Origin of the sequence: Mannheimia granulomatis, from assembly GCF_013377255.1 — a bacterium.
In the GTDB taxonomy this organism is placed as follows: domain Bacteria; phylum Pseudomonadota; class Gammaproteobacteria; order Enterobacterales; family Pasteurellaceae; genus Mannheimia; species Mannheimia granulomatis.
Map to the genome: position 1 here is coordinate 645,273 of NZ_CP016614.1, position 15,540 is coordinate 660,812.

Below are 15,540 nucleotides of genomic sequence, written 5' to 3' on the forward strand. Positions count from 1 at the left end.
TTTTTATATTTCAAATTAAAATGGTATATAGAAATAAGAAAACCCGGTTTTTACCGGGTTTTCTATTTTTTCAGTGATATTAACTAGATATCTAAAGCCATTACCACTGGTAACCCATGCCTAGGCTACCACCGAAGTCGCCACGAGTATTGCTGTTTCCGGTCACTTTCCAGATAACTTTACCATTATCTGAGATACGAGAATAACCAACAGCGATTGCAGCTTCATTACGGTATGTGCCACCAGATGTAGCTAGCATGCTTTTACCCGGTAAATATGCTTGTGGTAAGCCTGCTGTAGCAGTTGCACCGGCAATTCCCGCGCGTAAGCGTTTATCGGTTCTATTGATTTTGGCGTCAATATTGTTGATCTTATTGTTAATATTTTGCTCAGATGCTCTTAATTGGCTAACATTAACTGCATCAGTATCTGCTGTACCGGCTTTAACATTCGTGATTTTATTTCCGGCCGCATTAATACCTGATTTAGTTACACTTGGACCACCGGCAATAGTTAACCCGTTGTTATCAATAGTAGTATCTCCGGCTTTAACTGTATCGGCAGTTACTGTTTTTGCTGTGACAGAATTAACTTTAATATCTTTAGCTAATTTAACCGTTAATGTGCCATTACCGTCTGACACAACGCCGATATTATTATCAGTTAGTTGTGCTTCACTAGACACACCACCTTTTACCGTAACAGTAGAGCCTAATTTACGTTTAGAAGCGGTGCCACTATCACCAGCAAATGTTAATGGACTGGTTACCGCATCATTTAATGCAGTAATTGCATCCCCTACATTATTAACCGTTTTACTTGCTTCGGCAGCAGGTGCTCCATTTACCACAGTATAACTTGGTGCTGAGACTGTGCCGTCAGTATTGACAGTTGAACCACCACCTAAAGCATTGGCAACAGAACTTGCAGTAGCATAAAGTTGGCTACCGTTAACAGCATCTTTTGAGACAGGTGAAATATCACCATCAGCTACGTTAGTTACTTTTAATTTGCCTGCATCGACACCTGTTGTTGTAACACTTGGGCCATTAGTAATGGTTAAGCCGTTGTTGTTTAGTTTTGAATTGCCAACAGTCACAGAGCCGGCAGGAGTTAAATCAATGTCTTTGGCTAATTTAACTGTTAATGTATTAGCATCTGTTGCCACTACACCGATATTATTATCAGTTAATTTATCTGCATCGGCACCGCCTTTAACGTTCAGAGAATCACCTAATTTACGAGCAATTGCAGTTCCTGCATCATCCACAAAAGTAAGAGTACCATTGCTTAACTCATCTACTTTAGTATTTAAACTATCAATTTCGGTATAAGCTGCATAAAGTTGTGAACCGTTGATAGCATCGGTTGACGAGTCTGAAATACGACCTGCTGCTACATTAGTTAAAGTACGTTCATTGCCTACAGAACCAATACTTACAGTTGAGCTTGGTGTAGTACCTGCAAATGTGTATGTATTGCCGTTTAGAGTTGCACTTTTTGTTGCAACTGCAGCTGCTGTTTCAGAGTTAGTACCTAATGCAACAGAACCTTGATGTGTTGCTTTTGCATTTTGACCAAGAGCCACAGCACCGGTTGCTGTTGCTTGTGATGAAACACCTAATGCAACAGAAGCCGCACCGGCAGCATTTGCACTGTTACCTAAAGCAATAGCCGAGCCACCTGCAGCATTGGCATTTCTACCCACAGCAGTTGACCACATTCCACCTGCATTGGCAGAGTTACCTAAAGCGGTTGACTGTGTGCCCGCAGCATTTGCGTTATAACCTGCTGCAAGAGAGCCAGCACCGGTTGAACTTGCTTCATAACCTACAGCGGTTGAATTTTCACCGGTCGCTTCAGATTTAGCACCTAATGCGGTTGCTCGGGCAGCTGTTGCTGTTGAAGCTGTACCAATAGCTGTTGAGGTATCGCCATTTGCATTGGCTGCAGAACCAACTGCTAAGGCATTTGTTGCGCTTGCATTAGCATTGTAGCCTACAGAAGTTGCATTCATACCATCAGCTGTTGCGCGAGGACCAACCGCAGTTGTACGTTCACCGTTCGCTTTTGCTTCTGAACCTAAAGCAGTTGCAAGATCACCATTAGCACTTGTTGCAACACCAACAGCCATTGAGTTAACGCCGCTAGAGCCTGTGTTATCATAGTTAGCACGTTGAATACCGTCATCTGAAATACTGACGTAATGAGTTGCGAATTTGCTGATTGCTTGTTTGAGCTGACTGACATTGACCGCATCAGTATCTGCATCGCCTGCGGCAACATTGATGATTTTATTGCCACCATTATCTAATCCGGATTTAGTAAGGCTTACCGGTTTACCGGCCGCACCATTAGCAATGGTTACACCTGCATTATTAACAACTGTATCACCTGTTGTTAATGAACCATTAGTTCCTAAGTCAACGTTTTCTGCTAATTTAATAGTTAAAGTATCGGTACCATCAGCCACAACACCAATATTATTCTCGGTTAATGTGCCTTTATAGCCACCTTTGATATTAACTGTTGAACCTAAACGACGCTCAAAATTAGTTCCTGTATCACCGGCAAAGGTTAACGGGCTGATTACCGCAGTGTTTAATGCACTTAGTGCTGCAGAAACATTATTGTATGTTCCTTGCTTGCCTTCTTTATCTGCATCTGGTGTGCCACTCACTAAAGTGTAAGTTGGGAAAGTGATATTTCCATTTTCAGTAACAGTTGCTCCGCCACCTAAGATATTAGCGGTTGTTGTAGCAACATTGCCTATAGCTTGTTGGGTTAAGTATAGTTGTGAGCCATTGATTGCATCGGTAGATGTTAAAGAAATACGACCTGCAGCTACATTCGTGATGGTTCTTTCTTTGCCTTCCGCACCAATACTTACTGTTGCAATCGGTGCAGTGCCTGCGAACCCACTATAAGTAATTCCATTTACAGTTGCTGTTGTTGTCGGTACGGCTGCGGCGGTCACAGAATTGCTGCCTAGTGCAACTGCATCAGTCTGCTCAGCTGTTGCATTTCGCCCAATTGCAATAGTATTAAAACCGGAAGCATTAGTTGAATCACCAATTGCAATAGTACGTTGGTTTGTTGCTTTAGAGCTTACCCCAAGTGCTACTGAAGCCGCACCTGAAGCCGTTGCACGGTTACCTAAAGCGGTTGCGGAACCGCCGCTTGCATTAGCTTCACGACCAAATGCAGAGTCATAGTCTTTAATTGCATTTGAATTTGTACCGACAGCTGTGGTTAAAAGAGCAGTTGCATTTGCATAGTAACCTAATGCAGTTGAGCCATGGCCGGATGTTCTTGCTTCATAACCAACTGCTGTTGAGTTATCGCCTGTTGCTTTAGATTTTGAACCTAATGCAGTTGAGTGAATTGCAGAAGCATTTGCATCAGCACCATAAGCAGAACTTACAATACCGGTTGCTTTTGCATGGCTACCAACAGCGGTGGCTTTGCCTGTATCAGACGTTACTGCTGCAGGATCGGTAGTTTTATAAGAGGTTAGTCCATTTGCCAGAGCAGAATTACCGATAGCGATATTATTCTCACTAGTTACATCTGCCTTTGGTCCTGCTACTTTTGCATTCGCATAGGTACCAATGGCAATATTATGGCTGCCACTTGTGCCATCACCCGCAGCATTACCAATAGAAATCGTATTATTACCTGTTAAGTTAGAGCCGGCTGAATAACCCACTCCAATGTTGTATTCTGTTGTAGTAGTGTGGTTTAAACCAGCATTATCACCTACAAATACTTCGCGAAAACCGGTTGCAGAAGCATTGTAACCTACCGCAACAGAGCGTTTATCAGCACTTGCTTGCCCACCAACTGCGGTTGCAGCGAAACTAGCGTTAGCAAGACCACCTAGTGCTGTTGAAAGATCGGCTTTGGCTGTTGCATTATAACCTATCGCAGTTGAAAATTTGCCGGTGTGTCCTTCCAAGCCTGTTATTGTAGGTGCTACAGTTGATTCCACTTTAGAACCTTCACCAATTGCGATCGAATTTTGTGGAGTATTATTATCTGGCACAGTTCCATATTTTGGTTCGTAAGTTGCCGCACTCGCAAAACCCGCTGAAAGCGCAAGGCTTAATGCACTAAGTTTAATCACATTAGTGGCTGAAGGTGTTGTTTTGTTTGCTTTTGATTTTGTCGCGTTTCTGGATAATTCCGAAACAACCATCCAAGTACGTTTAGCGTGATTCCAAACTACACGATAAATTTTATTCATAAACCATTCCTTTTATTTATGTTAATTAGTAAGTATGAAGGCTACATCTATTAATTTATAAAATAGATTCGAAAAAAGTATAAAATCAGGATTTTATGGTGTAAATAGGTGGTATTTTGTTAGTTTTTTTAGGGGGATTTATGAGAAGAGTTATTAAAATCATACCATTTTGTTACACATGGTATCCTTATTTTGATTTTTCATTTTTTATACATTAGAATTTGGAAAGAATGGTTCACTTTATCTGGAGGAAAAATGAGCGGTACATCGATTTTAGTTAAGCTAAAACAAGAATTTTTAACTGGTTGGACCAGATTTGAGGCAGGTTGGTTGCTCACTTTTCTTGCGATCCAAATCGGAATTTTCATTTATCAGCCCGATACGTGGATTGCAACCATTGCAGCAATTACCGGTATTTTATGTGTGGTCTTTGTGGGTAAAGGTAAAATCAGCAACTATTTGTTCGGTTTAATTTCCGTTTCATTATATGCTTACATTTCCTATACCTTTAATTTGTATGGCGAAATGATGTTGAATTTATTCGTTTATGTGCCGGTGCAGTTTATTGGCTTTTATTTTTGGCGTAAGAATATGACCCGTGAAAATACAGTGAACAATGCCGGTGCTGAAGAGGTTATTGCTAAGTCATTAACCGCTAAACAATGGCTAATTGTAATATTTTCTGCCATTGTTGGAACTGTTCTTTATATTGAATTATTAAAATATTTAGGGAGTGCATTAGCAGTACTTGATGGAGCAACTGTTGTAATTTCCATCGTTGCACAAATTTTGATGGTACTGAGATACCGTGAACAATGGGCATTATGGATTATTGTCAATATTATGACTATTTCGTTATGGGCAGCAATGTACTTCCAAAATGGGGAAACCAGCTTACCGTTATTAGTGATGTATATAATGTATTTATGTAACTCAATTTACGGCTACTACAACTGGATTAAACTTTCCCGCAACCATCAACAGCTTGCTTAACATAAGCACAAGCGGTTGGATTTTGTCATTTTTTTGCAAAATCCGACCGCTTGTTATTTATATTATCTTCTTTTAATTTCGTAGCACTGCCTTGCTTGGGTTTTTTGCGATTACTTCGCCTGTTCTCTGGCAACTGCTCGATAGCCAATATCTCGGCGGTAAAATTTTCCTTGCCATTGGATTTGCTCAGCAAGGTTTAAGGCCTGTTGTTGAGCTTCAAACACAGTGTTGCCAAGAGCAGTAGCACAAAGCACTCGACCGCCATTAGTGAGCAATTTGCCGTCTTTTTGTTCCACGCCGGCTAAAAATACTTTTTGGTTTGGCGTGGCTGCCGGAATGCCACTAATTTCATCGCCTTTTCGGTAATAGCCCGGGTAGCCTTCCGCTGCAAGTACGATGCCAAGGGCGGCTTGTTCGCACCATTTTGATTCGATAGTATCTAATTTGCCCTCGCACGCTTTTAAGCAGTGTTCAACTAAGTCTGATTCTAAACGCATCATAATCGGTTGGGTTTCCGGATCGCCAAAGCGGCAGTTAAATTCAATCACTTTCGGCTGACCGTTTGGCATAATCATTAAGCCTGCGTATAAGAAACCCGTGTATGGATTGTTTTCACTTGCCATACCACGCACGGTCGGGTAAATAATTTCGTCCATTACACGGTTGTGGATTTCTTGAGTTACCACAGGAGCAGGAGAATACGCTCCCATTCCACCGGTGTTTAAGCCTTGATCACCTTCACTCACGCGTTTATGGTCTTGTGAGGTGGCCATTGGTTCGATATTTTTACCGTCCACCATCACGATAAAGCTGGCTTCTTCGCCATCTAAAAATTCTTCGATCACCACACGGCTACCGGCTTCACCAAAGGCATTGCCTGAAAGCATATCACACACTGCATTTTCTGCTTCTTGTAAGGTCGTTGCTACAATGACTCCTTTACCTGCGGCTAAACCATCGGCTTTAATCACAATAGGAACGCCTTTTTCTTTTAAGTAGGCGAGGGCAGGCTCGATTTCAGTGAAGTTTTGGTATTCTGCGGTTGGGATATTATGGCGAGCCAAAAAATCTTTAGTAAAGGCTTTTGAGCCTTCTAATTGTGAGGCTGCTTGTGTTGGACCAAAAATTTTTAATCCATTGGCTCGAAAAACATCTACTACACCCAATACTAAGGGAGCTTCCGGACCGACGATAGTCAAACCAACATTATTTTCTTTAGCAAATGCAACTAAGGCATTTAAATCTGTGCCTGAAATAGACACGTTTTCAATGTCTTTTTCTGCTGCTGTGCCGGCATTGCCCGGTGCAACGAAGACTTTGTCTGCTAATGGAGATTGACGTATTTTCCAAGCAAGAGCATGTTCACGCCCACCGTTGCCAATAATTAAAATATTCATTTGAATTCCTTGATGAAATGAGTTAAGCAAACGTTTGCGCGTATTGTACTTGATTATTTAATACAAATAAACCTTAAAACAAGCGGTCGTTTTTACATGATTTTTTGCACATTTGCTAATTGTTGCTTGCAAAATATGCTTTTTTCAGTATAATTCCGCCGTTCAGTCACATCCGTTTTTTAATCCTTGCTTCCACAAGTTGGTGACTGGCTAGAGTTGGAGGCTGCTAACCCGTAAGGATAGTCAATGCGTCACTACGAAATCGTTTTTATGGTTCACCCGGACCAAAGCGAACAAGTACCGGCAATGATTGAGCGTTACACAGCATCTGTTAAAGAAGCTGGCGGTCAAGTTCATCGCTTAGAAGATTGGGGTCGTCGTCAATTAGCATACCCAATCAACAAACTTCACAAAGCACACTATGTGTTAATGAATGTAGAAGCACCTCAAAGTGTAATCGACGAGTTAGAAACTAACTTCCGTTATAACGATGCAGTTCTTCGTAACTTAATCGTTCACACTAAAGCTGCAGTAACTGAAGCTTCACCAATGGCGAAAGCGAAAGAAAGCAAAGTTGCTGAAGCGGTAGCTGAAGTTGAATCAGAGGAAGCAGGCGAGTAATTCGCCGATTGATAACTGTTTAATCTTAAGCGGCAAAGTTGCCAGCTTAGTTAAACAGAGCCTAAGCCCGCTAGGGATTCCGAATTACAGTTTTTGGTTAGAACATCGTTCAAGTCAAATAGAAGTTAATTTAGAACGCCAAGCGTGGTGCAAAATCCAAGTGGTTTTGAGTGGCAATCAATTTAGTTATTTAACCCAACAAATTAAGCTCGGTGAGAGAGTGAGAATCAAAGGTTTTATCCATACTCACAAAGACTACAACGGTTTAAACCAATTAGTTTTACACACCGAACAAATTGAATTTATAGATCAGGAGAAGCCAAATGGCACGTTATTTCCGTCGTCGTAAGTTCTGCCGTTTCACTGCGGAAAATGTTGTTGAAATCGATTACAAAGATATCGCTACATTAAAGAACTACATTTCTGAAAGCGGCAAGATTGTTCCTAGCCGTATTACTGGTACTCGTGCGAAGTATCAACGTCAATTAGCTCGTGCGATCAAACGCGCTCGCTACCTTGCGTTACTTCCATATACTGATAACCACCAATAATCAGGAGAGAGTACAATGCAAGTTATTTTATTAGACAAAGTTGCTCACTTAGGTTCTGTGGGTGACCAAGTAACAGTTAAATCTGGTTTTGCTCGTAACTTCTTAATCCCACAAGGTAAAGCAGTTATGGCAACTAGCCAAAACATTGCTCACTTCGAAGCTCGTCGTGCAGAATTAGAAGCAAAAGCGGCAGCAGCATTATCAGCAGCACAAGAGCGTGCAGCAAAAATTGCAGCTATCGCAGCAGTATCTGTATCTGCAACAGCAGGTGATGATGGTCGTTTATTCGGTTCAATCTCTGCAAAAGACATTGCTGAAGCATTAACAGCAGTAGGTGTTGAAGTTGCTAAATCTGAAGTTCGTTTAGGTGAAGGTCCACTTCGTACAACTGGCGAACATGATGTTAAAGTTCACTTACACCCGGAAGTGAATGCAACTGTAACAGTTAACGTAGTTGCTGAATAATCAGTTAAAGCAAAAAGAAAACCCAGCGAAAGCTGGGTTTTTTGTACTTTTTAAAGTTAATTAAGGTTTTCTGCTTCTTCAGTAAATGCTTTTGCCCATAAGCAGTTTCCTTTTGATTTTTTTTCAATTAATTTCAATAATGCTAAGTGCGATGTTTCTTCTTCATCTGTTGCTTTTAAAATAATGGCATCATCAGCATTTAACACAATGCTTGAAAGTTCCTCTTCTGTATCCACACTTATTGACGTGGTTTCTGTCTCTTCCTCAACTAATAAGGAAATCTGACCACCTGTCATCATTAAGAATACATCGGCTAGAATTTCCGCATCTAGTAAAGCTCCGTGAAGGATACGTTTACTGTTATCAATGCCTAAACGGTCACACAATGCGTCTAAATTGTTACGTTTTCCCGGGTACATTTTGCGAGCCATTTGTAGGCTATCAGTAACTGTGCACATTTCAGCCGTTTTAGCCGGAGGATTTGGTAGGTAAGAAAATTCTTGATCCATAAACGCCACATCGAAGGGGGCATTGTGGATAATTAATTCTGCGCCTTTGATGAATGCTAAAAACTCATCGGCAATTTCTGCGAAAACGGGCTTATCTTGCAAAAACTCATTTGTAATGCCATGAACTGCAATGGCTTCTGCATCAACTTCACGAGGCGGTTTGATATAGACATGATAAGTTCTGCCTGTTAGGCGACGGTTAATGACTTCAACTGCACCGATTTCAATAATATTATGCCCTATTTGTGGCGGTCCTCCTGCCATATTCATCCCTGTAGTTTCAGTATCAAGAACAACTTGGCGTATAATTGGGTCACTCATTTTTTTATTCCTTACATAATAGTATTCAGTAAATTTTACCAAAATTAAATTGTTTACATGCTGTTTTTATGCAGATTATTTGTAGGTGGTATGAACAGCTAAATGACACAATAAAAATATGGATAATTTGTATAATTTAATATACAATTCATCTGCAACTTTTAGTTGCTAAATAATTTTATTAAGGAGTTTTAACTGATGAAAAAAATAACAAAAATTTTTGCTTTTACTGCACTAATTGCTACATTATCTGCTTGTACTGGGGTTCGTGGACACGATGGTTCAGGTAATGTATGTAAAAATTCAACTTGGATGGGTATTTCTATCATTGAACTTGTTTCACCTTGCAAAAAATAAAACTGTCGATTTGGGGCTGATACCGCATTAACGGTTTCAGCCTTTTAGTTTCTAAAATAAAGTAAATTCTCGCACTTGAAATCCAACTTCAACCTGTTCACCTAATTTCAATTCTTGAGTTTGGTAGGCAGTCAGCTCCACACCGTTAATAGCAATTTGGTAGCGGTAGTAGAGTCCTAAAAATAACTTACCAGCCACCTTACCCAATCCCAGTTCATTTGGTTTCAAAATCAACTGTTCAGGGCGTAACATCCATTGGCACGCGCCTTTTTTGACTTCCATCTCAGGAAAAAGACGAAACTCTCCAATCGGGCTACGTAGCAACTTTTCTTCGCTCACGGTGCAACTTAGATAGTTAGTTCCACCTAAAAAATCTGCAACAAAGGGATTAACCGGTGAATGATACAGTTCATTTGGTCTGCCGAACTGGATAATTTTGCCTTTATCCATTACGGCAATTTTATCCGCGAAGGCAAAGGCTTCTTCTTTGCTGTGAGTAACGAAAATCGCAGGAACATTTTGGCTTTTCAAGATTTGTTTAATCTCTTGGATCATCGCATATCGGGTTTGACTATCAATGTTCGAAAAAGGTTCGTCTAATAGCAATAATTGCGGACGGCATGCCAAAGCTCGTGCAATAGCAACACGCTGTTGTTGTCCGCCGGAAAGTTCATGCGGAAAACGGCTTTCCAAACCTTGCAATTTCACCACGGAAAGCATTTTCTCCGTGATGCTTTCCTGCTCGGTTTTAGCTAGTTTTGACAGCCCGAATTGGATATTTTCTGCTACAGTTAAATGGGGGAAAAGAGCATAATCTTGGAAAATCAGTCCGATTTGGCGATTCTCCACAGCTTTACTTTTCAGACATTCTCCTGCCAAATGAATATCTCCTTGCTCAATCGGTAATAAGCCTGCGATCGCTTTTAAAAGCGTGGTTTTTCCACAACCGCTTGCACCGAGTAAGCAGATAATTTCGTTTTCATTCACCGCTAAATTAAGCGATTGTAGTACCGAAGTTTGCCCGAAATCAAGGCAGAGGTTTTTGATAGTTAAAACAGACATAAAATTCCTTGTGCGGGCGGATTGAAACCTGTCCCTACGTTGTTTTGTATTTTCGTTTTTAATTTTTCTTATGTTTTGATGGCGGGTTAAAACTCGCTCCTATGTTATTTTGTATTTTTCGCTTTTAGTTTTTATTGTGGCGTAGGGACGGGTTTTAACCCGCCCGAACAGATTTTACGTATATTATCGTTCTTTTTCCGATTGCGAAATCAACGATCTCGTCAGCCAAATCACCGGCAGTAATCCCACCAGCACCAACACAATCGCAGGTAGAGCTGCTTGCTCTAATTGTTCATCAGAGGTAAAGGTAAATACATGAGTGGCAAGGGTGTCAAAATTAAACGGTCGTAGTAAGAGTGAAGCGTTTAGCTCTTTCATACTTTCAATAAATACCATTAAACCACCGGTTAAAATGCCTTTATAAATCAGTGGGATATGAATATGTTTAAACATTTTTAGCCCGCTTTTACCAAGCGTTTGGCTTGCCATATCAAGTGATGGTGAGATTTTTCCGAATGAAGTTTCCAGACTTCCGATTGCCATTGCCAAAAAGCGTACTGTATAGGCAATCACCAAAGCAAATAAGGAGCCTGAGAAAATCAAGCCGACCGGCGAGAGTTCAAGGCTTTTCAGTAGTGCATGCAGTTTGTGATCGGCAAATGTCAAAGGCGACAGCAAGCCGATTGCCAGCACTGTGCCGGGAATGGCGTAGCCTAATGATGAAATTTGCAACGACAAGCGGGTAGATTTTACCGAAAATTTACCAAAAGAGAGACGGTGGGCAAAATGTAAAATTAAAGCGAAAGATACCGTTACAATCGACGCAATTACGGATACTTTTAAGCTATTTATTGCAAATTCGACGAAATCTAAATTCCAAGACTGTTCAAAATAATGATATGCCCAGTAGAGCAGGCGTGCAAGCGGAATAAAAAATGCAAGGGCAAGCAAGCCCCAGCACCAGATAAGTGCTAAAACTAATTTCCAACCTTGAAGTTGTTTAAAGGCTGATTTCTTTTCGTATCCCCTTTGATAACTTTGCTGTTTGCGGCGGCTGTATTGTTCAAGGCTTAAAAACAGGAAAATCATCAGCAACATAAAAATAGCAATTTGGCTGGCGGTACCAAGGTCGTGATAACCAAGCCAAGAGTCATAAATAGCGGTTGTTAAAGTTGGTACGGCAAAATAAGCGACAGTCCCAAAATCTCCTAAGGTTTCCATTGCAACCAAAGCTGCTCCAATGGCAATTGCCGGGCGAATCAATGGAAAAGTAATTCGACGGAAAATTTCTGCCGGTGATGCCCCAAGCATTTTTGCACTGTGGGTTAGATTTTCCGATTGTTCTAATAATGCTACTCGAACCAGTAGGAAAATATAGGGATAAAGCACTAAGGCAAGTACAAAGCAGGCACCATAAAGGGTGCGGATTTGTGGAAACCAATAATCTTGTGGGCGTTGCCAGCCGAAAATATTTCTTAGCATTTCTTGCAATGCGCCTGAGTAGTCGAGCAGATCGGTATAAAGATAAGCAATTAAATAGGCAGGCATTGCGAGTGGCAGACAGAGTAGCCACTGTAAGGTTTTTTGTCCCCAAAATTGGTAATTTGCCATGAACCAAGCTGTTGGAAGAGCAAAAACAAGGGAGAGGAATACCGTTCCTAATACTAATAAGCTGGTATTTTTGATGTAAATCGGCAACATGGTATTCCACAAATGTGCCAGATTCTCCGAATCACCACTAAGGGTGTGATAGCCGATAGCCAGTAGTGGTAGGAGGGTAATTAACGTAATTAGTAGGGAAAGGGTTTTCCAGCCGAGGTTTTTTTTCATTTTCTAGTTATTACTCCGTTTTCATTACTGCCAAATCTCCCCTAGCCCCTCTTTGCTAAAGGAAGGGGACTTGATCTCCAAAGATTTTAAATTCATCTTTTTTCCTTATATTTTTAAAGAGTCAGACGAATTTTACATTTTCTCTGAATGATCCCCCCTCTTTAGCAAAGAGGGGAGGGGGAGATTTGGCAGAATAAATAAACGAAGCTCGAGTTATATTTTTCCAAAAACACAAAAAGGACGCAAAGCGTCCTTTTGCAAGCGGTATAATTTTAGCAAAATTTTGCAACTTTTTGCTTAAAATTCACCGCTTGTCGGCATTATTTTTTCTCAGCGAAATCGTCAAATTTAACTTCATCCACTAATTTTAACGCTGCTTCATAGTGTTTTGCGATGTCTTCTAATTTGATTATATCAGATGAGAATTCACCCCAGCCTTTCACTAGAGCAGATGGTTGAACATCGGCTTTTACCGGATATTCGTGGTTGAGTTCTGCATATAAACCTTGTGCTTTATCGCCACTGAGGTATTCAATCAATTTAACTGCGTTTGCTTTATTCGGTGCGTGTTTTGCAACTGCAACGGCACTGATATTTTTGTGTGTACCGTATTTACCGCTTGGGAAGTTAATGATTGCAGATTCTGCCCAGGCTTTTTGTTTTTCGTCATCTAACATTTTGCCATAGTAGTAACTATTGCCTAAAGCGTAGTCACAAATACCTTCTTTAATTGCTTTGACTTGGTCACGGTCGCCACCTTGTGGTTTCTGTGCTAAGTTTGCTTTTAGACCTTCTAAGAATGCTTTGGTTTTTTCTACACCGTAGTGTTCGATCATTGAAGCAAAGAGCGATACATTGTAAGAGTTTTTACCTGAGCGGACACAAACCTTGCCTTTATATTCCGGTTTGGCTAAGTCTAAGTAGTCAAAACCTGCCGGCAATTTGCCTACACGATCTTTTGATGTATAGATTACACGTGCACGAGTAGTTAAACCGAACCAGTCACCTTGAGAGTCACGGAATTGTGCAGGAATGTTCTTTTCTAATACTTTAGACTCAATTTTTTGTGATAAACCGGCATTTACAATCTCCATAACACGCGAGATATCTACGGTTAAAAGTACGTCTGCCGGGCTAAGTTCGCCCTCTTTTTTCACACGTTCAACCAAACCTTTATCGGCAAAAATTACGTTTACTTTAATGCCGGTATCTTTTTCAAAGTTTTTCAGCATTGGCTCAATTAAATATGGCTGACGGTAAGAATAAACGTTTACTTCATTAGCAGCAAAAGTAGTAGTTGATGCAAAAGCAGAAACTGCAAGTGCGAGAGTAGAAAGGGCTTTTTTCATTTTCATCTCCTAGAATAAAATATGAGCGGGATCTCGGCTAGTGTAGTCTTAATTTAAATCAAAATCAATACGAATTATTCTTATTTATTAAAAACAAATAGCGGATAAGTTGGCCCTTATCCGCTATTTTCTTATAAGCTAATAATCTGATTATTTCGCGATACGCTTATATTTCATACGATGTGGTTGAGTCGCTGCCTCACCAAAAGTTTTCTTCTTCCATTCTTCATAGTCAGAGAAGTTACCTTCGTAGAAAGTGACTTTACCTTCATCACCGTAGTCTAAAATGTGGGTGGCTATACGGTCTAAGAACCAACGGTCGTGCGAGATGACCATTGCACAGCCTGGGAATTCTAAGATCGCATTTTCTAACGCACGTAGAGTTTCGACGTCAAGGTCGTTGGTTGGTTCGTCCAATAACAGTACGTTACCGCCGCGTTGTAAGAGTTTCGCTAAGTGTAAACGACCACGCTCACCGCCCGATAATTCGCCGACACGTTTTTGCTGATCTACGCCTTTGAAGTTGAAACGCCCTACATAGGCACGGCTTGGGATTTCAAAGTTGCCGATAGCCAGAATATCTTGTCCGTTGGAAACTTCTTCCCACACCGTTTTTTTATCATCCATTGAATCGCGGAACTGATCCACAGAAGCAAGGGTAACAGTCTCACCCATCACAATAGAACCTGAATCTGGTTGTTCTTGCCCTGAAAGCATACGGAACAGGGTTGATTTACCCGCACCGTTTGCACCGATAATGCCGACAATCGCTCCTTTAGGAATCGAGAAGGATAAATTATCAATTAAAGTGCGGTCTCCGTAAGATTTACTTAAACCTTCCACTTCAATTACTTTATCGCCTAGTCTTGGACCTGGTGGGATAAATAGTTCGTTAGTTTCATTACGTTTTTGGTATTCGCCTGAATTTAATTCATCAAAGCGAGCCATACGCGCTTTGCTTTTCGCTTGGCGACCTTTTGGATTTTGGCGAACCCATTCCAACTCTTTCTCAATTGATTTTTGGCGTGCAGATTCCGCCGCTTGTTCTTGAGCTAAGCGCTTCTCTTTTTGCTCTAACCAAGAAGAGTAGTTACCTTCCCAAGGAATACCCTCACCGCGGTCAAGCTCTAAGATCCAGCCTGCAACGTTGTCTAAGAAGTAACGGTCGTGGGTAATTGCCACCACTGTACCTTCGTAGTCGTGTAAGAAGCGTTCTAACCAAGCCACAGATTCTGCGTCCAAGTGGTTGGTTGGTTCGTCTAACAGCAACATATCCGGTTTTTCGAGCAACAGACGGCAAAGTGCTACACGGCGGCGTTCACCACCTGATAAATGTTCGATTTTGGCATCCCAATCCGGCAGACGTAACGCATCGGCAGCACGCTCTAATTGGTTCTGCAGATTATGACCGTCGTGGGCTTGAATAATCGCTTCCAGCTCCGCCTGTTTTGCCGCTAATTTATCGAAATCGGCATTTTCATCGGCATATTGTGCATAGACTTCATCAAGTTGAGTCAAGGCATTTTTAACTTCGCTTACTGCTTCTTCTACTGCTTCACGCACGGTTTGTTGCGGATCAAGTTTAGGCTCTTGCGGCAAGTAGCCGATTTTAATGCCCGGCTGTGGACGAGCTTCACCTTCAAACTCTTTATCCACACCTGCCATAATACGTAATAGGGTTGATTTACCGGCTCCGTTTAAACCGAGTACACCAATTTTTGCACCCGGGAAAAAACTTAAAGAAATATCTTTAAGGATATGACGCTTCGGCGGCACAACTTTACCGACACGGTGCATCGTATAAACAAATTGAGTTGACATCGTTAGTTTTCCTCACAA

Annotated in this window: 13 protein-coding genes; 6 read left to right on the top strand and 7 right to left on the bottom strand. The window is 41.1% G+C overall.

The window, feature by feature from the left end; all coding sequences use genetic code 11:
* Positions 1-100 precede the first annotated feature (100 nt).
* Positions 101-4,246: a YadA-like family protein gene (locus A6B41_RS03005; protein WP_027075162.1), complete on the bottom strand. Its 4,146-nt coding sequence runs from the start codon at positions 4,244-4,246 to the stop codon at positions 101-103.
* 255 nt (positions 4,247-4,501) lie between these two features.
* Between A6B41_RS03005 and pnuC the strand changes: the two genes are divergently transcribed.
* On the top strand, positions 4,502-5,239 hold the full coding sequence (pnuC, locus tag A6B41_RS03010) for a nicotinamide riboside transporter PnuC (protein WP_027075163.1): 738 nt from the start codon (positions 4,502-4,504) through the stop codon (positions 5,237-5,239).
* Between the two features lie 110 nt (positions 5,240-5,349).
* Here the strand turns inward: pnuC and purD are convergent, their stop codons facing one another.
* A complete protein-coding gene (gene purD, locus A6B41_RS03015) occupies positions 5,350-6,636 on the bottom strand; it encodes a phosphoribosylamine--glycine ligase (RefSeq protein WP_027075164.1) in 1,287 nt (428 codons plus the stop codon).
* 246 nt (positions 6,637-6,882) lie between these two features.
* Between purD and rpsF the strand changes: the two genes are divergently transcribed.
* Genes rpsF through rplI form a run of 4 tightly spaced genes read left to right on the top strand, consistent with a single transcriptional unit; the run spans position 6,883 to position 8,273 of the window.
* Complete coding sequence (gene rpsF / locus A6B41_RS03020) at positions 6,883-7,257, top strand: 30S ribosomal protein S6 (protein WP_027075165.1); 375 nt, start codon at positions 6,883-6,885, stop codon at positions 7,255-7,257.
* On the top strand, positions 7,232-7,606 hold the full coding sequence (gene priB, locus A6B41_RS03025) for a primosomal replication protein N (RefSeq protein ID WP_027075166.1): 375 nt from the start codon (positions 7,232-7,234) through the stop codon (positions 7,604-7,606). Before rpsF ends, priB begins: the two co-directional genes overlap by 26 nt.
* Positions 7,581-7,808 (top strand): 30S ribosomal protein S18, encoded by a 228-nt coding sequence (gene rpsR / locus A6B41_RS03030; RefSeq protein WP_005598105.1) that lies wholly within the window; start codon positions 7,581-7,583, stop codon positions 7,806-7,808. The genes priB and rpsR overlap by 26 nt, the downstream gene beginning before the upstream one ends.
* 15 nt (positions 7,809-7,823) lie before the next feature.
* Positions 7,824-8,273 carry a 50S ribosomal protein L9 gene (rplI, locus tag A6B41_RS03035; protein ID WP_027075167.1) on the top strand — a complete coding sequence of 150 codons (450 nt, stop codon included), beginning with the start codon at positions 7,824-7,826 and terminating at the stop codon, positions 8,271-8,273.
* A 56-nt stretch (positions 8,274-8,329) separates the two neighbouring features.
* On the opposite strand, the gene dnaQ is transcribed toward rplI, so the two are convergent.
* Entirely contained in the window at positions 8,330-9,103 is a 774-nt protein-coding gene (dnaQ, locus tag A6B41_RS03040; protein WP_027075168.1) for a DNA polymerase III subunit epsilon, read from the bottom strand.
* Positions 9,104-9,301: 198 nt separating this feature from the next.
* On the opposite strand from dnaQ, the gene A6B41_RS03045 reads away from it, so the two are divergent.
* A complete protein-coding gene (locus tag A6B41_RS03045; protein ID WP_156930234.1) occupies positions 9,302-9,460 on the top strand; it encodes a hypothetical protein in 159 nt (52 codons plus the stop codon).
* 51 nt (positions 9,461-9,511) lie between these two features.
* Here the strand turns inward: A6B41_RS03045 and A6B41_RS03050 are convergent, their stop codons facing one another.
* The 4 genes from A6B41_RS03050 to ettA form a co-directional block, all read right to left on the bottom strand.
* Positions 9,512-10,522: an ABC transporter ATP-binding protein gene (locus tag A6B41_RS03050; RefSeq protein WP_027075169.1), complete on the bottom strand. Its 1,011-nt coding sequence runs from the start codon at positions 10,520-10,522 to the stop codon at positions 9,512-9,514.
* Between the two features lie 183 nt (positions 10,523-10,705).
* Positions 10,706-12,352, bottom strand: coding sequence for an ABC transporter permease (locus tag A6B41_RS03055; protein ID WP_027075170.1), 1,647 nt, complete (start codon positions 12,350-12,352; stop codon positions 10,706-10,708).
* Between the two features lie 320 nt (positions 12,353-12,672).
* The gene (locus A6B41_RS03060; RefSeq protein WP_027075171.1) at positions 12,673-13,701 is read right to left on the bottom strand and encodes a Fe(3+) ABC transporter substrate-binding protein; all 1,029 of its coding nucleotides are present in this window, start codon (positions 13,699-13,701) and stop codon (positions 12,673-12,675) included.
* Positions 13,702-13,851: 150 nt separating this feature from the next.
* Positions 13,852-15,522, bottom strand: a complete 1,671-nt coding sequence (gene ettA / locus A6B41_RS03065; RefSeq protein ID WP_027075172.1) for an energy-dependent translational throttle protein EttA — start codon at positions 15,520-15,522, stop codon at positions 13,852-13,854.
* Positions 15,523-15,540 lie beyond the last annotated feature (18 nt).